Source organism: Desulfosarcina ovata subsp. ovata (assembly GCF_009689005.1).
GTDB lineage: Bacteria > Desulfobacterota > Desulfobacteria > Desulfobacterales > Desulfosarcinaceae > Desulfosarcina > Desulfosarcina ovata.
Map to the genome: position 1 here is coordinate 3493067 of NZ_AP021879.1, position 18719 is coordinate 3511785.

Below are 18719 nucleotides of genomic sequence, written 5' to 3' on the forward strand. Positions count from 1 at the left end.
TGACACCGCCTGATATAGATTAACTACAAGTAATCGGATATTTTACCGATATCTTTAATAATTATCTTCGACCAAGATTCATATTTATCAATATTTGTTTTCATTTCTTCAATCGAAATGAAATTTATTTTATTAATTGATTTTTCTTTCTTTAATACCTTTTTTTCATTTAATTTCAACACAGATATTATTCCTAAATGAACTCTTCCAACTGGATTAGAATCATCATTGATTAATGCTATTGTATGGTCAGTATATTTTGTTTTAATGCTTATCTCTTCCGATAGCTCTCTTTTTTTTGCAGCATCAATTGATGATTCAAAAAGATTTTCATCTTTATCGTTTACATGCCCACCAATTCCCAATGAATAATTTCCTTTTAACCTACCTTCATTTGTTAATTCTCCCCTTAAATAGCATAGAAATTTGTCTCTATAATTTAATAATACATATGGAATTATTTGTTTATAACTAAAATTTGTTTCGGCCTCTTGTCTATCTACATAAAAGTAATCTAAATTGATTCTATTGAGATACTTTTCAATATCAAACATTAATCCTTGAAAAGACCCAAGTTCTTCCAATAGGCTTGCTTTTACCACCATTATACGTTCATTCATTTTTTATACTTTATTATAAGTGAACTGTGATATAATTGTGAGATAGCTACACTAGCAGTCACAATCCCAGTAATCATATATCCGTTGTCTGCAAAATTCAAATAAGCAAACATTAAACCGAAAACAACTATTAGAGGAGCTATAAATGACTTGTAAAAAAAACTTTTTTCAGTATATTGTTTCTTTTTTAGAGCCTCTGTTGCTTTCTTTGATAAATCTTTAAAAAAAACGTCCGGCCTTCCATCTTTTTTTTCACATGGTTTTATTGATGGTGTTAAATTTTTAAAGAATACCACTGTACAAAAAGATTCTCCATGACAAATTTCTATTTTTTCGGAGGAGTGATTGGTTAGAGCTATTATTAGATTACCACTCCAATCAGCATCAATTGTTGTTGCAACGTGAGAAAGACCTTTCGATACTTTTGACACTTTTGAAACTATTAATGCCGATATCGATCTATCCTTTGGCATACTAACTTTTTCGAGTGTTGAGATTAGCGCTGTTTGCTTCGGGAATATTGTAACCTTCATACATTCGTGTAATTCAATTTGCCTACCGTCATCAGTAGTAACATATTTTCCACCGGCTCTAAGATCATATCCTACTGGTGTTAGGCATTCTTCAGAAAATGGTTTGATCATCAGCGGATTTTCTTTTTCAAAGTAATCTCTAATATCAACATCAGTTAGAATACTCATAGATATTCCTTTCAGCCTGATTTTCCAACTTTACTTTGCTTTGCTTTGCTTTGATATTGATTCATAAATTCTTTTTGAATCAGATGAATTAATTTGAAGATACCTATCAAATGCTTTATTTGTAGTATGAAGTGTCCCTGCACTTCTTATTTCTTCTGGTGTAAACTTCTCTCTCAGGGAAGTTGTAGAGCTATGTCGAGTACCCCCATATAAATCAAGGCCTTCAATTCCAAGATTTCTACAAGCTTTTTTCCACCATTTATAAAGGTATTTATCTCCAAATTTTTGTCCTGCTCTAACACCTGATATACCTTTAGCATGTCTAAAAAATTGAATCTCAGGTAATCCACGAGGCATCGCTTTAAGAATATCCATATCTTCATCAATCATTGGAACCAACTTTGGCCGTTTTTCTTTTGGATGAGGAATAATGAAGTATTTAAGTTTGAGATCAATATCTTTTTCTTTTAGATTTAATAATTCGCCCGGCCTAATTGATATATATGTAGCTAACCATTTAATACCTAACCAAATCTTAGGATTAATATGATACGTAAGACGATAAATCTCATTAATAATGACCGACTGAGTTTCTTTATCAATTATTTTTCTGAATCCAAGCTCAAACGGCGTTTCGGGAAAGTCAGGCATTGGAATTTTTTCACGTCTTTTTACCCATAAAAAAAAATTATGCAATCCAGACTTCATATTTGATTTTGTTTTATCTGAAACCTCTTGAGAATGCAGGAAATCCTCTATTTCGCCATATCCAATTGTTTTGACGTTCATCTGCCCCCAGGCTGCAATGGCTTTAGTCATGTAATTTCGGAGATTATTATATGATTTCTGCTTAACCTCTTTCTTTTTAACCTCCAACCACTTCAAAGCAAGCGTTTCAAAGCCTAACGGATTATTTATCCTATAGTCACGGGGATCAAAAGTCCCTTGGTCGACCTCCCACCGAAGGCCATCCAAAAATCTTTCCGCCTCTTGATAACTATTGAAACGTTTTCGAGTGTTTCTGCCAAACTGAACTCGGAAGCGCCCTGTGGCCTGCTGGTTGGGGTGCTGATCACAGAATAGACCACGCCGCCGATCGTCATGTATAAATTGACCACCGCAAATAGGGCATTTTTGATCGGAGTAGATCCGGCCGCGCATGCACAGACCTCCATGGTAGGATGGATTCTGGTTAGCATGCCTATGAGCAGTGGTCAACATTTTGAGCTTATGCCGCTATATTATTCTAAATTAATATTGAAAAATTCTTTTCTCCTCTCGATAACCATTTTTAATTTTTCTTGAGTTCGAACATACTTGGCGCGCTTTAATTCAATTGCATCCTTAAATTCTCTTTGACCCTTCCCTAATTCATTGGCTTTTAAAGGAAAATTTAAAAGGACATTTTCAATATCATTTCTTGAAGTTGGATAATTTCCGTTTGATTCCACCATAAGGGCTTGTATCGATGACAAATATCCAAATGTCTGGGCAACCAATTGTTTTTCATCAGAATTACTTGCTCTAAACCGAATTAATGGAACAGGCTGGCTAATTTCCATGAAGCCGTTCTGCACAACAGACCACCACGTTAAAGTTTTTCTTTGATTTTTTTGGTGTTTTCCTGGATTATCTTTAAAATTGAGCCATTCCTGAGTGCAATACCCCCATGCATTAGAACATAAATTGTTCAGATCAGATGGACTGTTCATTCCTAGCTGTTTTAGAACTTCTCTTCTCAACTGGAATTCAATTCTAATTATCCTGTATCCTTTAGGGACATCCGCTATGCCCCAAACATCAAACATCCACTCCTTGTTAGATTTTTCCTGTATTTCAAGTGGCTTGTCATACAGTCTTGCCATTATTGGGCTTTTACGAGTACTAAACTCAATCGTTTGGAGTTTTTCCAATCTGTTGCCAAGATGAATCCCAATTTTATTGCAGCGTGAAACGGAAAATTTTAAAAGATCGGTCGACCAGATTGAATCAGGCAAGAGTACGTCTACGCAAAGATCCACGCGGCTTAGTTTTACTGAGGTTACCTTTCCTCCAACACTTACAATATAATCCAAAATCAGGGTGACCGCTTTCATAGCACCCAAACGCCATAGCGTCTCAGACCGCACAGAAGCCATAATACTTGGCCGGCTAATAGGCTTTATCCAATTGCCAATCATCAAGGCGTATTCATGGTTATAAAGCAACCATTCATAGCCATTTGAACCGTGTTCTTTCAGATTGAAAAGAAAATTGTTCTCTTGGAAGGCATTCGGGATGTTAATCGGAATTTCATGCCCGGATTTTTTCGCTTCAGCTTTTTTTTTCAGCTAAAAATTCGAAATAGCAGGTGTCGTCCCATAGGACATCGATGGAGAGCGCGAGAGTATCGACATTTGAACCAAGGGCTTTGACCTCATCTGGATAAACGGAACTTACATTTGGAGGGGGGCTGTTAGTAGTCCGCCCCCCTTTGGGTTTTGCAGCATCTTCCTGATTTTTTTTCTGGTCAGCAACACCTGATTTACGCATTAAAAAAGCCCTCCAATGGTTTTGGAGAGCCTATTGACACACTATAGGTGCACTATGGTATTGTTCACCTGATTGAGTGTGCCGTAAGGCCCTCTTTCATTGCCAGCCAAGCACCGGTCCTCGCCAAAGTTCAGGTGCTTGGCTTTTTGTTTTTTTTAATCTTTGTTCAGAACATCAAGCCCATCCAATGTCAGACCGAATTTTTTTTTAATTTTATCCATCTGCTTCCTACTGGTTCCAACTAATTTTATGATACCGGCTTTATCGAACACACGGGCATCCTCCAATCCAAGCATCAGAAGATTTCTTGCAAACGTCCCTGTTGGCAATTCAGCCTTTTCAGCAAGTATCTTTATTTCCTCTATTACACTTGGCTCTATCATCACGGTGTATTGAATTTTTTTCTCATCTTTTTTTGGCCTTGCCATGCTATCCTCCAAAACATGTTTTGCCAATGTCATAACTTGTTTCACCATGTCCGTCAAGATAATTAGCGATAGGCCAAAATAGACTTTGTTTTCATTCAATAGCAGCCAGTCCGCCGGAGTCACCTCCGTTCCCCGGCGGATTGGCTGCTATTCCATTTATCTATTGGATTTTTTGGCAATCAGTAGTTTCGTCTCTGACTGTGAAATCATTTTTTCTGTTTAACGGAGGTCGGGCAATCGTTAGAGATTGCCCTCCTCCGATTATGTTAGCGGCTACATCTTTTAGTTTTGGGATCGTAACCGCAGTGAAAGAAGGAAAAAGAGCCCTCCGCTTAACCCGGGCTCGGCCCGAAGACTGTAAGTAACCCCATGAACGGCCAAAAAAACGGCCGCCCATGGGCTAACTTACAGTAACTTCCGCCCAGCCCGAACCCAATCCCGGGTTAAGCGGAGGAGAAGTGCGCTACGCGCGTCTATTTATTATGAAGGGCTCACCAGAGGCAGGGATTCCCCACCTCCTAAACCGCCGCCCCCCGTTCCTTCGGCTGATAGCTACAAAGCCGGCGATGTAAAGGGCAAGTTTCGCTTCGCTTCATCGCCTTCGGCGACCCTTGACACCGCCGCCTTTTCCTCTAATGAATCAGCCGAAACGGGGGGCGGCTCCGGAGGCAGGGAATAGGACCTCTCTTCAATTTTTGTAACGGATTGATAACCCAGAGAGATGCAAATTGCGGCAAGCTGTCTATGAGTCATCCCCAAAGAATCAGCTTTTTCTTTGAATTTTGATACAAAATCGGCAGGTAATGCGGCTTTTAGTTCACGTAGATTGGACATTTAGAGCCTCCTTTTCATATTGTGGTGGATGAAATATTATTTCGGGTTATTCATCCCCCATGAACTGGGGCTCATCGAGAAAAGAATTGCGGGATCGACAATAACGAGATCCCCTTTGTTGAAAAAACTTTAGGTCCTTTTCTTTCCAACCATTTGCAAGAAGCTCCTCATAGAGTTCATTGGTAAGTTCTTCCAGGCCTTCACCTGAAAAGAGGTTGTAAATTTCTGAATCGGTCAGTTGTTTCTCTTTCCTTTGGCGCTTTAATCTACTTCCTTTTCCCATGGTTCAAATCCTTTCTAAAAAATTCCGTGGTACCCCACAAGTAGCCCCACGAAAAATTAACATTTTGATACCATTGGGTTTTTTTGGTAGGGGAGAGGGTTCGACTCCCGCCGCCTCCACCAATTACTTGGTTCGAATCGAATAAGCAGGAAGCGACGACGCGACCTGCTTTTTATTTATCGTTTCGTGCCGTATAAAACCATTCTTATTCATTCAAAATGAAACGCCAGCAGATCATAAGCATTTTAAAAAAACAGCCGGGTCTGTTGCGAACGTATTCCATTCAACATATCTATCTTTTCGGATCGGTTGCCAGAAACGAGGCGATCGATACCAGCGATGTTGACCTTCTCGTTGGGTCCACCTCCCTTCTCAACTGATATTCAATTCTGATTATTCTTGATCCTTACGGAACTTCGTTGAAACCCCAAACATCAAACATCCATTCTTTACTTGATTGAACCAGTCCGCTTCAGATTCATATGCCCCATCGTTCCTGCCCGACAAAGAAGATCTCTATGCGACCCGTTTTTTGTATGCATATTTTCGATTTGTTACATGTTCATAGAAAATATTATAGGGCTTACCGATTAAGGGCATTGGATAACAATGAGTTGGCCTCTCCTAGTACTACATCCAGACCTGTATAATTGTGCGTGACGCTTCGGATATTACCGGGATCAGGTCTTGGGTCGTTAATTAATAAAGCTTATCTGCAACTGCAAAGGAGCGTTTCATGAAATTCGTCGAGAAAAAATGGTTGGTGGTGACCGTTGTAATACTGGTTTGCTATCTGATCTCAATTGACGCATGGGCTGCTGATGCCAAAAAGACCATTGTCTTCAATGATCGGTCTTGGGACAGCATTCAGGTCCACAACCGAATTGCCGGATTTATTCTTGAGCATGGTTATGGATACCGTGTGGATTACATGTTTGCCGATTCCATGGCATCCCTGACAGGCCTGGGTAAGGGAGACATTGATGTTTTGATGGAAATGTGGGTTCAGACGAACATTGCCGGTTATAAGAAGCTGACCGAATCAGGAAAAATGGTTGACCTTGGGCCCAATTTTACCAATGCTCCCAGCGGTTGGTATATTCCCACGTATATGGTCAAGGGAGACCCGAAGCGAGGCATAAAGCCGGTGGCGCCCGATCTTAAAACCGTGGAAGACCTGCCCCGCTACTGGGAGCTGTTCAAGGACCCGGAATCCCCGAACAAGGGCCGGTTTTACAATAACCCGTCTTCCTGGGCCCTGACTTATGAGATCAACGAGACCAAAATACACACTTACGGCCTGGACCAATACTACAATGTATTCGATTCAGGCTCCGAGATGGCTCTGGTGACATCCATGGTTTCAGCCTACGAAAACGGAAAGCCATGGCTGGGATATTTCTGGGAACCGACCTGGGTAATGGGCACGCTGGACATGACCATGATCGGCGAGCCGGCATATGATCCGAAACGTTGGGTAAAAAAGGATTACGGGTGTGCCTGGGCCGCCGACAATGTCGTTATCTGCGTGAACAGCAAGCTGGTTGAAACCAATCCGGATGTGGTCTCGTTTTTAAAGCGGTACGAGACATCGGTGCCCCTGACCAGTTCCATTCTGGCATACATGAAAGACTCGGGCGGCAAGCCCGAAGATGCGGCGATCTGGTTTTTACGGGAATACCCCGATGCATGGCACAAGTGGGTTCCGGATAATACCATCAAACGGATTGAGGATGCCCTGTAGTTTTACCCTCCATGGAACATGATACCGTAACCGGCAGCCGCATTGAAATAACCCATCTGTGGAAAGCCTTCGGATTGTCGCGCAGGAAAACACCCGCGGAAATGGACCGGTATTCCCGTGAGCCATCCCTGGTTCACGGGAAAAAGCAGGTCATTGCCGTCCGGGACATATCGTTCAGCGTGGACGAAGGAGAAGTGTTCGTCATTATGGGGCTGTCCGGGAGCGGCAAGTCCACGCTGATCCGTTGCGTGTTGCGTCTGGTGGAACCCAACGCAGGGGAGATTGTGGTGAACGGGAAAAACGTCACTGCCATGGACAAGAAGCAACTGATTGCTTTCCGCCGAACCCAAATGGCCATGGTGTTTCAGCATTTTGGCTTATTGCCCCACCGAACGGTTCTGGACAATGTTGCCTTTGGATTGAAGGTTCGGGGCGTCGATAAAAAAGAGAGATCGGGAAAAGCCGCAGATATGCTGAAAACCGTGGGGCTGGAGCATTGGGGGTCTCAATACCCGGCCAGTTTATCGGGAGGCATGCAGCAACGGGTCGGGCTGGCCAGGGCGCTGGTTCAGGATGCCGATGTTCTTCTGATGGATGAACCATTCAGCGGTCTGGATCCATTGATCAGAAGGGAAATGCAGGAAGAATTATTACGCCTGCAAAGAGAAATGAAAAAAACCATTCTCTTTGTCACCCATGATCTTGATGAGGCCATGCGCCTGGGAAACCGGATGGCCGTCATGGGCGACGGGATGTTCGTTCAGATCGGGACACCTGAAGAGATCGTCCAAAATCCAGTGAACGACTATGTGCACCGTTTTGTGAAGAATAACTGCTGACTGAGAAAGAAAATGTTTCCTGAAAACTGGCGTTTTCATGTCTGGCCTTTTATCGATGCTTTTATCGATTATCTCAACACGACCGTCAGTCCCCTGTTGGATGTTTTCAACGGTCTGGTGTTAAAAATGCTTCTGACCATCGACACGGTGCTTTTATTTTTGCCGTGGTGGCTCATTATCGCGCTGATAGTGGTGTTGTGTTACGGAAAAACGAAGTCTTTATCGACTGCGCTGACACTGGCTTTTCTGTTATTGACCGTGGGTCTTTTCGGCCTGTGGGAAACAACCCTCAAGACCTTGTCCGTGGTGATCGTTGCAGTCATCATCTCACTGGCCTTGGGAATTCCCTTTGGCATCGTGATGGCGGAGTCAAAACCGGCTTCCAAAGTCATGAACCCCGTGCTGGATGCCATGCAGACGATGCCGCCATTTGTCTACCTTCTCCCGGCGATCATGTTGTTCGGGCTTGGCAAGGTCCCTGCGGTTTTTGCCACGGTGATCTATGCCACACCGCCCGCGGTTCGATTGACCAGCCTGGGGATCAACCAGGTCGACGTACAGGTGATTGAAGCGGCCAATGCCTTTGGCGTGACGCGCTGGCAAATGTTGCGCGAGGTGAAACTCCCCTTAGCGGTTCCTTCCATTCTTACGGGGATGAACCAGACAACCATGATGGCCCTGTCCATGGTCGTGATAGCCAGCATGATCGGAGCGGGAGGTCTGGGAAAGGAAGTCCTCATGGCCACGAACAAAATTGCCGGCGGTGAAGGTTTTGAAGCTGGTTGGGCCATTGTGGTGGTGGCCATCGTGATCGATCGGTTGACCCAGGGCTTTATTAAGCAAAAGAAAGGCTAATATATCAATATGCTATAAAGAAAGTGGCTGCCAGAGAGCGCAGCCCCACCATGATCTGTAGACCGGTACAAATCCATTATTTGCCAGGAAGACGCCTATCTTCGCCGGTATTTTCCAGGGTGAACCACAACATACCGGTGCCGCCACAGCCCCTACAATTCATTTCTTGGCCCCGAAAATTGCGATATTGGCCCTAATTATGCTTACTTTTTAAACATTTATCTTCGGCCGCCATAAATTTGAATGATTCATCGACTACGTCACCGAATTCCCTCTGTCGCGTATGGATTCAGGAACTGTCGTCTCCAGAGAAGCTTCCGATCAACGTCGTTCAAACTGGCTTACTGGCAGAAGGTTTGCAGACAAGTTTTAAGCTGGCTTAGATTGTTGTTGCCAGCGATGAGCATGGCCTGTGAAGCCTCGTTGCCGGCACGGCCCTGGGGGCAAATGTCGTAGGCCGGTGTCATCAGGGCCATTGCGGCCAACCGCATGGCGATGAATTCAGCCTTGACGACGCTATACAGATCAGAACCGGATGAAAACTTGGCCACGTATTTTTTGTCCCGGTCCTGAATCAAGGCCTTGGGCCTTGCACCGCCGATGGAGCTGCCATGGAACAACGCCTGATCCAGTTCCGGTGTTAGGGGTTCGCCTTTTTCAACCCGTTCGGCGGATTCGATCAACTCTTCCAGGCTGACGTTTTCAGCGGTACGCGGCAAGTAGTTGGAGGGAGAGCGCTGAAAGTCGAGCGCACCGATCCGGTCCGATCCAGATTCGAGCAAGTAGGTCAGCTCATCGAGCGCGTCCGTATCCGTATCCGTATCCGCGCCCCTGAGTCCCAGCTTCTTGTTGATGATCACACGCCTGCCCCACGCATCGGGAGCGGCATCCCGGATACAGCCGGGCATGGTCATGCCCTCGGGCAAAGGCAAAAGTCCGGCCTTTAACGGCAATTCGGGCTCATAGATCGCGATAGCGGGATTGCTGTCGCCAATTCTATTCAGGTAGCTTTTGCCGTAGTTGAACAGAATATTGCCGTTATCCGCTTCAAGACGTCCAGCCACCACGGGCTCGGTTTCGTCAGGCAGCCAGATCCAGACGAAGGCTTCTTCTCCGTCCCTAGAAGTCATCACGCACCGAATTGGATCCCTTGCGTACGGATTTTGGTAGGAGCACCAGCTTTTCATTGGTTTGGCGCAAGTGTCTGGTCAGCGTGGTTTCATCGGCATCAAACAGCCTGACACCAATGACGGTCGCCGCTTCAAATACGGCGCCGATTTCGCACTTGGGGTTACCCTTTTCAATGCGCTGCAGCATGCTCCTGGAAATACCGGCGCGATCGGCCAATTCCTGGGCAGTAAGCTTTCGCTCCTTGCGTGCTTCGCGGATCAAGGCACCAAGCAGTGTAACCGCGTCGCGGCTATAGCGTGAATAAGTGCGTGGGATGGATTTTGGCATCGTTTACCCCTTGGTTCGTATATAGGCCATGAAGCACTTTTATGACCTTTATATGAACCACGGATAATGAACATCCATCGATTTGTCAAGAATGTTTTGCAGCGCATATAAACCATAAAAAAACCTTCTGGCCTATATATGAACCATTTTTCCTTTGGTCATCCCGAACACGCCAAGGGAAGAATTGGCCCTTTGTCCGAACCGTTCGATAAAGAATTTGCCCTATGAGTTAGAAATTTAGAGACGTTCCGATCATCTCCCCTCTCCTTGATTTGACAAATTATCGGTTGCACTATGGCCATGGCAACACCTTCATAAACTGTGAGCCAATTGTCGGGTCAACCCCATAATTCTTGTTTTTGGAGGGATCAGAAATCAACGACCTTGATTCAATCACTAACACATGCCAGAATCCAAATGCCTATTGACACGCAGTTTCCCTGCCCCCATGGAGGTTTCATGAAACCAACAACATTCAAAGCCCTCGTCATCACCGAAATCGAAGGCAAACAGTACCTGTGGCAAATCCAGGATAAAAGCGTGGACGACCTGCCAGCCGGTGACGTGCCGGTCCGGGTTCATTTCTCATCCTTGAACTACAAGGACGGAAACCATGGTCGAGGAGATCCGCCTGGAAGATCTGGATCAGCGGATCGATTGGATGTTGAACCGACAGCACAAGGGACGTTGTATCGTCAATCTGACGGATTAAGCGCCATCGGCACAGAAGAAATCTGTACGGTGTATCGTCGAACCGCACTGCGGACGCGAGCCCGCAAAGTCCGCGGATGCCGGCCGTCAATGCCATCGGTTTCATCTCACTGGATCGAATGTCCATCTGACACCTCGTTTACGGCGTGAAAAGAAGGCGGTGATCCAAGCCGCCATCGACAGCGTAACCACCGTCTGGGAAGACCAAGGGCCTTGAAAAAATAAGTCCTATGCCATGTTTTCAAACTCTTATGTTGGATGCTCAATGACCCGTTCATACGACAACCAAACTCCCGAGCAACTCATATCACGGGCTATAGATACCCTTGAAAGGGATATCAAACAGATATTGATTTTGCGTAACGGTAGGGGACAAACGCCCGGCTTGCCATACGAAGAATTGGAGAATCAAACAGGCCAACCCATTGAATGCCTGATTGCCATGGAAAAAAAAGCGATTCGAAGGTTGCGGCACCCCTCCGTAGCAAAATGGATCGTCAAGGCCGTGAAAAAAGCAGACAACACAATCTGGCAGACATTGGCAAACGAAGACAATGTCGTTTACAAGGACGATTTAAATCGACAATTCATAACCGGGCTTCCGGGCGAATTGTTGATCGGTATAAAATGCCTATATGACAATGTCAGCAATTGGCTTGATCATCATTCCCATCAAAACCCCATTGCCTGGTATCGCAGTGAATACCCGGAGAAAGTTATCATCACAACGATTCAAGAAGTGATTGACCAAAAGGAACGGATTCACATGCCGTTACCGTTTCAACAGTTTGTTGAACAAATGAACGTGGAAAGTCGTTTGTTGAAACAAGTATTAGCACTCTCTACAAATAAGATTTCCACCTACCGTGGATATGTCTGTAATTTCCGTTTTAGGGCACGGACTGTACGGGCAATCCGGATTCATTTGATGTTTTGCTGTCATCACCCCAATCAAATTTTGCCTTTGGAACAGATTCACGCGGAATATGTAGAAACGTATTCGGATGACGATGCTCTTCTCGCAGATATTGTTTTATCCATGACCGACAATCCGCACATGTTTGTTCGCTTGGGCAGTTTGGGCTGGTATACTATCATGGCCCACACCGTCAAAGTTTCCCATATAGAAAAAAAGGAGTTTTTTCACCTTCAATTGCCGGACGAAGATAAATCGCAGTTTTTTTACAAACGACCGGATTTTAACTCTTTCCTGCTCGATACCATAAAAGATTTTGTTAGAAAACAAGGGATGGTGCGTCCCGTAGAAGTAGATACCTATATTCGGGAAAACTACCAAGACCGAATAAATGAAAGCACACAAATCGCTCCTCTTGTCGCTGGTGCACTGGATCTGCTCCAAGTCTCACCGACATGCTATGCACTTCGTGAAACGCATTCTCGATTGGATTCACAAAACGCGGCGGCGAAGTTGCTGCTAACAAAAAGCGACCTTCGATGGTACATTATGTCCCGATATGCAGGGGAACCCATGCATACCTTTCCTTTGTGGACACCCAAAATGGAATACATGTGGAGCGTGTGGGCGCAGAAAAATGCAACCAACCCGTCCAAAAATCGGCTCTTCCAATCACTCATGGCCGTGGCCGACCCCACCTGCTGGCCGGTGCCGGAAAAGGAAAAGAATTCCTGGCTGGAAACCAAAAAATGGAGCAGCAGTTATTACTTATCCCACCCATGCAAACACCATATCTGGACCAAAATTCCACCGTTGCGCGATTTTCTGGCGCTCTCCATCGGCCTCCAAGAATTTGGCGATATGAACTGGATCCGAGTCAACCGTTTGGCTGGGTATTATCTTTTCGACCAGCACTCAGTCACCTCGCTTGCCATTTTGATTGCACTGGAAGCATTGAAACCGACGGATCATTGGCAACAACCGCACCAAATGGGCCCGATGGCAAAAGAACTGCTCAAAACAATGACAGATGCATTTCAACTTGATCCGAAAACGAATTGGGATTCCGACCTTGGTTCCCAACTGATCAAGCAGCTCGTGGGTCAGATTTCTCGAAGTGATTTCGGGTGGGTTAGTTCTTCAGATTTGGCGTTGTTAGCCAAAACGCTTTTAGGAGAGCCCGTCGGAAAAGAAGATGAACAGCCAAGTACGAATAGTTTCTTACCCAAACAGCTTGAGTTACCATTTTGATAAATTTATCGGCATTCGAGTTTTAAAAGTCAACCATTTTCACCCTGAAATCGTCCGTTTCCGGAATCGTCTACACCAAAACCAGCCCGGCACCGGCCGGCTCGGCCCAATAATCCAGGTGACGGTTCGGTGGTGTTCCGGTTTCACCAAATAATCGTCAAGGGGGTGACGTATCCCACCCATCAGTTTTTCCCGGGCCCATGACCAACGGAACGTCCCAGGTGATCCTGAGGCCGTTTTTTAGGTAGCAAAAGGGGTTACAGATTTTTCTCTCTGTAACCCCTTTATTTTATTGGTGGAGATGAGGGGGATCGAACCCCTGACCTCAGCGTTGCGAACGCTGCGCTCTCCCAGCTGAGCTACACCCCCATTGATATAGCATTCAAGATAATGTTTTTGGGCTGCGTTATCGGTCGTCGCGGTATGGATTATACAGCTTCCTCCCTCTGGCCTTGCCAAAAACATTATCTTAAATACTATATCAATCTTTCGTTTGTGTCTGTTTAGGTCTTTTTTCTGGCGGAGTCAAGAGCATCTGACTCCCCGGGCTGCATGACCAGGTTGGTTTTTTCCTCGAGCACATGGTTCACCAGTCGCATGCGTTCCCTGATCGTCTTTTTAAACGCGGCCATCCGCTCGGGTTTGAGCGGGGAGACCCGGCTTTTCTTTACCGTATTGGGATTGACGGGCTTGCCATTGATGCGAACTTCGTAATGCACGTGGGGGCCGGTGGCCACGCCGGTCTGGCCCACCCGGGCAACGACCTGCCCCTGTTCCACCAACTGCCCCGGTTTCTTCAACAGGCGGCTGCAATGGCCGTAGTAGGTTTGGTATCCGTTGGGATGCTTGATGATCAACAGTTTGCCATAGCCCGATTTCCAACCCGAAAAGGTTACCCGGCCATTGGCGGTGGCAAAAATGGCGGTTCCCGTGGGAGCGCCGTAATCAATGCCGGTGTGGGCCTTATAGCGCTTGGAGATGGGATGAAAGCGGCGGATGGAATAGGCAGAGGTCATCTTGCCGAATTTCACGGGTGTGCGCAAAAACATCTTTTTTAACGGCTGGCCGTTTTCGTCGAAATATCCATCAAACTGACCATCGTTAAACAGGAAGGCGGAAAAATTTTTCCGTTCTCCTTCGTACCGGGCCGCCAGAATCCGACCGTACTTGATCAACTGGCCGTCTTTGACACAGCGTTCATAAACAACCGCAATCCGGTCATTTTTTCGCGGATAAAGGTAAAAGTCGATGTCCCACGCAAAAATGTCGGCGATCATGCCGGCCATCAGCTGCGTTTCACCGCTGTCGGCTACCGCCTGGTAGAGGGAGGTTTCAATGGTAAAAACCGTTGAGACCACCTTGGTGTCCATGGCGATTTCACGCTTATGAACACGGTAGCCGCCGTCATCTTTTTTGATGGCCTCATATTCGTCCAGCGGTCCGGTTTTATAAAGGAACTTCTGGATTTGATTGCGATCGTCAATGCAGGCCTGATAGGCGTCCTTCGGCCTGGAACAACGGAAATCAAACACGGGTTTGAATGATCGTGAAAGGGCAAGGACATCCGAGGGCGGAATATCACAGGCCGTCAGGGCTTCGTACAGGGTACGGTTTTCGATCACCCCTTTTACGATATTGAGTCCCGGTACCTCCAGTTGTACCGGCGGTTGCACCGGTGCGGTCTCCATAGCGGGCGGTTGCGGAACAAGGGGGTCATCCTGAATACCGGATGTTGCCGCGGTCATGGGTGACAGAAACAGAAACATCCCCAACAACACGGCACAGAACAGGCCTGCAAGCAAATTCAATTTCCATTGCATTCTCAACGTTCCTTTCGAACGGTTGGCGATCTCAGCATTCTTTCGGCATTCCGAATCAACAACTTTAGCTTGCATGTCAGCCATTTAGCAGAAGCATTACCCGCAAGCAACCGCTTTTTCGGGCCCATCTGGATTGACGGGCCCAAAACCGCCAACATTGTGGATGGACCCAAGATCTTTTCCATTACCGGATCTGGAACACCTGGCGCCACCGGTCGGTGCCGGTGGAAAGCAGCACGTCATCGCGATTGATTCGCAGTACCACAATATCGTCAATGGATCCGCCCTCCTTGATCAGGCGGTTGTTGATGACCACAAACCGTTCGGACGCCTCCGGCGCCCACACCAGGGCCTGCAAATCGATTCGCGGATCAACCCTGACGTCACCGTTGTCATCCGGCGATGGGGTCTTCGCTTCAGGGACAGGCTCCTGCGGGTCCACACGGGGAGCCGCTGATGAAACCGGCAGTGATGGGGGCTGGTTGCCGACCTTGGCCGGCAGTGGTGGTTTCTCCAATAGCTGGCGGGGTGGCATGATGGGTGGCTCTTTTTTCAAGACATCCCCGGGCTCTTCGGGAGGCTGGCTGTCCATCGGTCTGTCCAGTGGCGACTTCACCGGGGCCGTTTTCTTCGGTTCAGCGGGGGGAGCATGGTCCGCGAGCGGTCGGGCTGCCGGTTGTGCCGCTTCGGCCGGTCGCCTGGCTGGCTGGGTGGGTGTTTTCACTGCCACCGCCGGACCAGGGGTTGACCGTCGGCGAAGTTGCCAGAAAACCCCGGAAGCCAGAACCAGAACAAACACAACCGTTACCATCATCCAGCGCCGGTAGGACCGTCGGCAAGCGGATGTGGCGGCGGTGAGGGCCGGCCAAGGGGCGTTTCTATTTCCCGTGGCGCCGGATTCCTGCTCGGCCTTTTTCAATGCATCGAGAATAGAACTCAAAGGCGGCAGCTCCCTGTTTATTCTTCGTTTTCCGCATCGGGCGAAAGGTTGTCGGTCAATACGATCATCAGTTCCCGTCACCCGCCGGACTGTCGGTAAGGTGCGGGGGCTTCAAGGACGGATCCTCATTGTAGAGTACGATTTTTGTCTGGGACCCGACCTTGCCATCCACCACCAGGCCGTTGCGATGCTGAATGGTCTCCACGGCCGCCCGGGTGGTTACATCGTAAGCCGGGGTCATTTCCGCGATGGCAAACCCCGTAGACTTGAGGTGCACTTTGAGGGCAAGAATCGCTTCGCCAGACGCGGTATCTGGAATGATACCCTGATAGTTGTGGAAATTTTTCCAGAAAATATGGGCCACACCGCTCCACAGCCCGTCCAGGGCATCCGGTGGTACCGTATGGATCGCCTCTCCATCGGAAAGCTGGAGGGATTCACTGTCTATGTGGACCAGCGCCATAAACCGGGGTCTGTGATCCTCGGGAACCAGTGTAACGATGGCCGGCAGATTCAGTTTTCGAATGAGATCAAAATGGCCCGTAACCCGCAGCACCTGTAAGCCGCTGTGGGCCGCTGAAATCCGAAAGAACGTCTGGTTGTCTGCCGCGATCAAGGCTCCGCTCTGAAGGGGTTGCGGAGCGCCCCATTTTTCCAGAATCGCCCTCAGCGAGCGGGTCCGTGAAGCGACCGGATCCATACCGGTGACCACTTCGGCAAACGGCTGCACCGCTAATGGGGTCGGTTCGGCAATCGGGAGTGTTTCGAGCGGTGTTTCAGGCGGCAGAGCCGGTGGTGATTCCACCGGCACAGGAATTTCCGGCGGAGCCTGGACCGGTTGCGGCGCGATCCGTGCTGGGGGTTTGGCCTGGGCCACGGCAGGCGAGGTGACCGCCGCCGGCGTATCGATTTTGTGATGAACCACAGCCGGCATCGAAAAAAAATTGGCGCCATTGAAAACGATCTGGCTGGCAACCAGGCCAGCCATCAGAAGGAGCAGCACCACCAGGAGAGAGGTAATCAGCCCCTCCCGGCGGAATTGCGGTGGCTTGGAACGGCTGCGGCTGCTGTCCAGTTCGCGAATGGCCGTTTTGACGATCGCGTTGGTAATGCGGTGTTTGCCCTGGGTGAAGGCGGTCAGCAGGGCCCGGTCACAGGCAATGTTGATCAGCCGCGGCACCCCACCGGTATATTTGAAGATCGACCGGTACGCCGCGGCCGAGAAAGCCAGCCCCGGTTTGGGCGAAGCGATATGCAGGCGGTGGCGGATATACTCCCGGGTTTCTGCGGTACTCAGCGGGATCAGGTGGCAACTCAGGGTAATGCGCTGATTCAGCTGCCGCAGGGCATCGGTTTCCAGAAGCGCACCCAGTTCCGGCTGGCCCACCAAAATAATTTGCAGCAGCTTGCTGGTGGTGGTCTCGAGGTTGGAGAGCAGGCGCAGTTGCTCGAGCACATCAGCGCTCAGGTTCTGGGCTTCATCGATCAGTAGGATGACCCGCTTGCCCTGGGTTTTTTTATCCAATAGAAAGGCGTTGAGCCGGTCGATGAGCTGTTTTGTCGATCCGGCGTCCGAATCGATGCCGAATTCGTCATTGACCGCTTTGAGCAGCTGCAGGGCGTCCAGTTTGGGATTGAAGATGTAGGCCGCCTCGGTATCCGCGTCCAGGTTTTCCAGGAACATGCGGCACAGGGTGGTCTTGCCGGTCCCCACCTCACCGGTGATTTCGACAAAGCCCTCCCCGTACCCAACGGCGTAATTGAGATGCGCCAGCACCTCTTCATGGACCCGCGAGAGATAAAGGTACGCCGGGTTGGGTACTAGCTTGAAAGGGCGTTCTTTGAAACCGAAAAAGCGATTGTACATGAATATTGCCAGCTTATTCGGGCTGGAGGATCCGCCCGTCGGGGGTTCGATAGCTGTTTTTATCAGCCCTTTGCCCTATTGGGCGATCCTGCTGTTACGATTCTGAATATATGCATTGCGAAAGGCCTCGTAAGGATCCAGGGCCGCATTTTTCAATGCTTCGTAATCACCAATATGAAAAGAAGTGTCGTTGACGGTCCGGAGCCCGAACACCGCCGCACCGGTCGTGGTTGTGGTCAATTCTCCGGCATCCACCTGGATCAACTTTATGAAGGTGAGGGGGTTCAGTGCCCAATCGCCCACGCTTCCCACGGTGTCGCGCAGGGTGGAAGGCCCGAACAGTGGCCAGACAATGTAAAATCCATTGCCGGCATGGTAGAGCCCCAGGGTCTGGCCGAAATCCTCCGCAGGGGGAGTTAGTCCCGGATAGTTTTTGGCCGGATTGAACAGCCCCCCTACCCCATAGGTGGTGTTGACCATAAACCGGATGAACTCACCCTTGGCCGCCTCGTCTTTTCCCTGAAGCAGGCAGTTAACGAAGCGCACCGGCGTCAGCAGATTGTAGAAAAAGTTCTTCACCCCCAGCCGTACCGGCGTGGGAAACACAGTGCGGTAACCGATGGCGACCGGCTTCAGAACCCAGAAGTACAATTTGTCATTGAAAGCGAACATCGCCCGATTGAACCCGACGATGGGATCGGCCACCGACTGGACGGCGTCATCATCCCCGGCAAAAGGGTCATTTGTCGAATCGTCAAACGGATCAAAGGGGTCAAAGGGGTCAAAGGGAACCGCTTCCGCCGCGCTTTCGTCACCCGTGGGAGCGGCCAAGGTCGCCGGGGAGGCGGCCCAGGTAAGACCATGCCCCAGTATGCAGAGCAGCAGAGCCAACAATGGCAGTTGGTTTTTCATTTTCATCG

20 protein-coding genes and 1 tRNA gene are annotated in these 18719 nt (G+C 48.2%); 6 read left to right on the forward strand and 15 right to left on the reverse strand.

All coding sequences use genetic code 11. The features are described 5' to 3' along the window. Positions 1-23: 23 nt before the first annotated feature. From GN112_RS15455 to GN112_RS15490, 8 genes are all read right to left on the reverse strand, one after another. Complete coding sequence (locus GN112_RS15455; RefSeq protein WP_155311033.1) at positions 24-605, reverse strand: hypothetical protein; 582 nt, start codon at positions 603-605, stop codon at positions 24-26. Between the two features lie 11 nt (positions 606-616). Then, complete coding sequence (locus GN112_RS15460) at positions 617-1321, reverse strand: dCTP deaminase domain-containing protein (protein ID WP_155311034.1); 705 nt, start codon at positions 1319-1321, stop codon at positions 617-619. Between the two features lie 30 nt (positions 1322-1351). After that, on the reverse strand, positions 1352-2482 hold the full coding sequence (locus GN112_RS15465) for a site-specific integrase (protein WP_162458954.1): 1131 nt from the start codon (positions 2480-2482) through the stop codon (positions 1352-1354). An 80-nt stretch (positions 2483-2562) separates the two neighbouring features. Then, positions 2563-3417 carry a hypothetical protein gene (locus GN112_RS15470; RefSeq protein WP_155311036.1) on the reverse strand — a complete coding sequence of 285 codons (855 nt, stop codon included), beginning with the start codon at positions 3415-3417 and terminating at the stop codon, positions 2563-2565. 217 nt (positions 3418-3634) lie between these two features. After that, positions 3635-3853, reverse strand: a complete 219-nt coding sequence (locus GN112_RS15475; protein ID WP_155311037.1) for a hypothetical protein — start codon at positions 3851-3853, stop codon at positions 3635-3637. A gap of 155 nt (positions 3854-4008) precedes the next feature. After that, positions 4009-4281 carry a hypothetical protein gene (locus tag GN112_RS15480; RefSeq protein ID WP_155311038.1) on the reverse strand — a complete coding sequence of 91 codons (273 nt, stop codon included), beginning with the start codon at positions 4279-4281 and terminating at the stop codon, positions 4009-4011. A gap of 552 nt (positions 4282-4833) precedes the next feature. After that, positions 4834-5115, reverse strand: coding sequence for a hypothetical protein (locus tag GN112_RS15485; RefSeq protein WP_155311039.1), 282 nt, complete (start codon positions 5113-5115; stop codon positions 4834-4836). A 46-nt stretch (positions 5116-5161) separates the two neighbouring features. Further along, positions 5162-5398 (reverse strand): hypothetical protein, encoded by a 237-nt coding sequence (locus GN112_RS15490; RefSeq protein WP_155311040.1) that lies wholly within the window; start codon positions 5396-5398, stop codon positions 5162-5164. A gap of 218 nt (positions 5399-5616) precedes the next feature. On the opposite strand from GN112_RS15490, the gene GN112_RS35285 reads away from it, so the two are divergent. From GN112_RS35285 to GN112_RS15510, 4 genes are all read left to right on the forward strand, one after another. Further along, positions 5617-5778: a nucleotidyltransferase family protein gene (locus GN112_RS35285; RefSeq protein ID WP_155311041.1), complete on the forward strand. Its 162-nt coding sequence runs from the start codon at positions 5617-5619 to the stop codon at positions 5776-5778. Positions 5779-6134: 356 nt separating this feature from the next. Then, positions 6135-7142 carry an ABC transporter substrate-binding protein gene (locus GN112_RS15500; RefSeq protein WP_155311042.1) on the forward strand — a complete coding sequence of 336 codons (1008 nt, stop codon included), beginning with the start codon at positions 6135-6137 and terminating at the stop codon, positions 7140-7142. Positions 7143-7153: 11 nt separating this feature from the next. After that, positions 7154-7981 carry a quaternary amine ABC transporter ATP-binding protein gene (locus GN112_RS15505; RefSeq protein ID WP_269434917.1) on the forward strand — a complete coding sequence of 276 codons (828 nt, stop codon included), beginning with the start codon at positions 7154-7156 and terminating at the stop codon, positions 7979-7981. A gap of 126 nt (positions 7982-8107) precedes the next feature. Next, positions 8108-8836, forward strand: a complete 729-nt coding sequence (locus GN112_RS15510; RefSeq protein ID WP_197743332.1) for an ABC transporter permease — start codon at positions 8108-8110, stop codon at positions 8834-8836. Positions 8837-9177: 341 nt separating this feature from the next. Here GN112_RS15510 and GN112_RS15515 read toward each other — a convergent pair whose 3' ends face one another. After that, positions 9178-9966, reverse strand: coding sequence for a type II toxin-antitoxin system HipA family toxin (locus GN112_RS15515; protein WP_197743333.1), 789 nt, complete (start codon positions 9964-9966; stop codon positions 9178-9180). After that, on the reverse strand, positions 9956-10294 hold the full coding sequence (locus GN112_RS15520) for a helix-turn-helix domain-containing protein (RefSeq protein ID WP_155311044.1): 339 nt from the start codon (positions 10292-10294) through the stop codon (positions 9956-9958). Before GN112_RS15520 ends, GN112_RS15515 begins: the two co-directional genes overlap by 11 nt. A 459-nt stretch (positions 10295-10753) precedes the next feature. Here GN112_RS15520 and GN112_RS15525 point away from each other — a divergent pair, with 459 nt between their 5' ends. Then, the gene (locus GN112_RS15525; RefSeq protein WP_155311045.1) at positions 10754-11155 is read left to right on the forward strand and encodes a hypothetical protein; all 402 of its coding nucleotides are present in this window, start codon (positions 10754-10756) and stop codon (positions 11153-11155) included. A gap of 115 nt (positions 11156-11270) precedes the next feature. Next, complete coding sequence (locus GN112_RS15530) at positions 11271-13172, forward strand: hypothetical protein (RefSeq protein ID WP_155311046.1); 1902 nt, start codon at positions 11271-11273, stop codon at positions 13170-13172. A 293-nt stretch (positions 13173-13465) separates the two neighbouring features. On the opposite strand, the gene GN112_RS15535 is transcribed toward GN112_RS15530, so the two are convergent. From GN112_RS15535 to GN112_RS15555, 5 genes are all read right to left on the reverse strand, one after another. Beyond that, a tRNA-Ala gene (locus GN112_RS15535) sits at positions 13466-13541 on the reverse strand. A gap of 134 nt (positions 13542-13675) precedes the next feature. Further along, positions 13676-14992: a M23 family metallopeptidase gene (locus GN112_RS15540; RefSeq protein WP_162458956.1), complete on the reverse strand. Its 1317-nt coding sequence runs from the start codon at positions 14990-14992 to the stop codon at positions 13676-13678. A 184-nt stretch (positions 14993-15176) separates the two neighbouring features. Beyond that, positions 15177-15932: a general secretion pathway protein GspB gene (locus GN112_RS15545; RefSeq protein WP_155311048.1), complete on the reverse strand. Its 756-nt coding sequence runs from the start codon at positions 15930-15932 to the stop codon at positions 15177-15179. A 67-nt stretch (positions 15933-15999) separates the two neighbouring features. Next, positions 16000-17799, reverse strand: coding sequence for an ExeA family protein (locus tag GN112_RS15550; protein WP_155311049.1), 1800 nt, complete (start codon positions 17797-17799; stop codon positions 16000-16002). Between the two features lie 75 nt (positions 17800-17874). Continuing rightward, positions 17875-18717 (reverse strand): MlaA family lipoprotein, encoded by an 843-nt coding sequence (locus tag GN112_RS15555; RefSeq protein ID WP_162458957.1) that lies wholly within the window; start codon positions 18715-18717, stop codon positions 17875-17877. Positions 18718-18719 lie beyond the last annotated feature (2 nt).

Coding starts and splice junctions, on each gene's coding strand:
- GN112_RS15455 (WP_155311033.1), bottom strand. CDS start 605: ATGGTGGTAAAAGCAAGCCTATTGGAAGAACTTGGGTCTTTTCAAGGA.
- GN112_RS15460 (WP_155311034.1), bottom strand. CDS start 1,321: ATGAGTATTCTAACTGATGTTGATATTAGAGATTACTTTGAAAAAGAA.
- GN112_RS15465 (WP_162458954.1), bottom strand. CDS start 2,482: ATGCGCGGCCGGATCTACTCCGATCAAAAATGCCCTATTTGCGGTGGT.
- GN112_RS15470 (WP_155311036.1), bottom strand. CDS start 3,417: ATGAAAGCGGTCACCCTGATTTTGGATTATATTGTAAGTGTTGGAGGA.
- GN112_RS15475 (WP_155311037.1), bottom strand. CDS start 3,853: ATGCGTAAATCAGGTGTTGCTGACCAGAAAAAAAATCAGGAAGATGCT.
- GN112_RS15480 (WP_155311038.1), bottom strand. CDS start 4,281: ATGGCAAGGCCAAAAAAAGATGAGAAAAAAATTCAATACACCGTGATG.
- GN112_RS15485 (WP_155311039.1), bottom strand. CDS start 5,115: ATGTCCAATCTACGTGAACTAAAAGCCGCATTACCTGCCGATTTTGTA.
- GN112_RS15490 (WP_155311040.1), bottom strand. CDS start 5,398: ATGGGAAAAGGAAGTAGATTAAAGCGCCAAAGGAAAGAGAAACAACTG.
- GN112_RS35285 (WP_155311041.1), top strand. CDS start 5,617: ATGAAACGCCAGCAGATCATAAGCATTTTAAAAAAACAGCCGGGTCTG.
- GN112_RS15500 (WP_155311042.1), top strand. CDS start 6,135: ATGAAATTCGTCGAGAAAAAATGGTTGGTGGTGACCGTTGTAATACTG.
- GN112_RS15505 (WP_269434917.1), top strand. CDS start 7,154: ATGGAACATGATACCGTAACCGGCAGCCGCATTGAAATAACCCATCTG.
- GN112_RS15510 (WP_197743332.1), top strand. CDS start 8,108: ATGCTTCTGACCATCGACACGGTGCTTTTATTTTTGCCGTGGTGGCTC.
- GN112_RS15515 (WP_197743333.1), bottom strand. CDS start 9,966: ATGACTTCTAGGGACGGAGAAGAAGCCTTCGTCTGGATCTGGCTGCCT.
- GN112_RS15520 (WP_155311044.1), bottom strand. CDS start 10,294: ATGCCAAAATCCATCCCACGCACTTATTCACGCTATAGCCGCGACGCG.
- GN112_RS15525 (WP_155311045.1), top strand. CDS start 10,754: ATGAAACCAACAACATTCAAAGCCCTCGTCATCACCGAAATCGAAGGC.
- GN112_RS15530 (WP_155311046.1), top strand. CDS start 11,271: ATGACCCGTTCATACGACAACCAAACTCCCGAGCAACTCATATCACGG.
- GN112_RS15540 (WP_162458956.1), bottom strand. CDS start 14,992: ATGCAATGGAAATTGAATTTGCTTGCAGGCCTGTTCTGTGCCGTGTTG.
- GN112_RS15550 (WP_155311049.1), bottom strand. CDS start 17,799: ATGTACAATCGCTTTTTCGGTTTCAAAGAACGCCCTTTCAAGCTAGTA.
- GN112_RS15555 (WP_162458957.1), bottom strand. CDS start 18,717: ATGAAAATGAAAAACCAACTGCCATTGTTGGCTCTGCTGCTCTGCATA.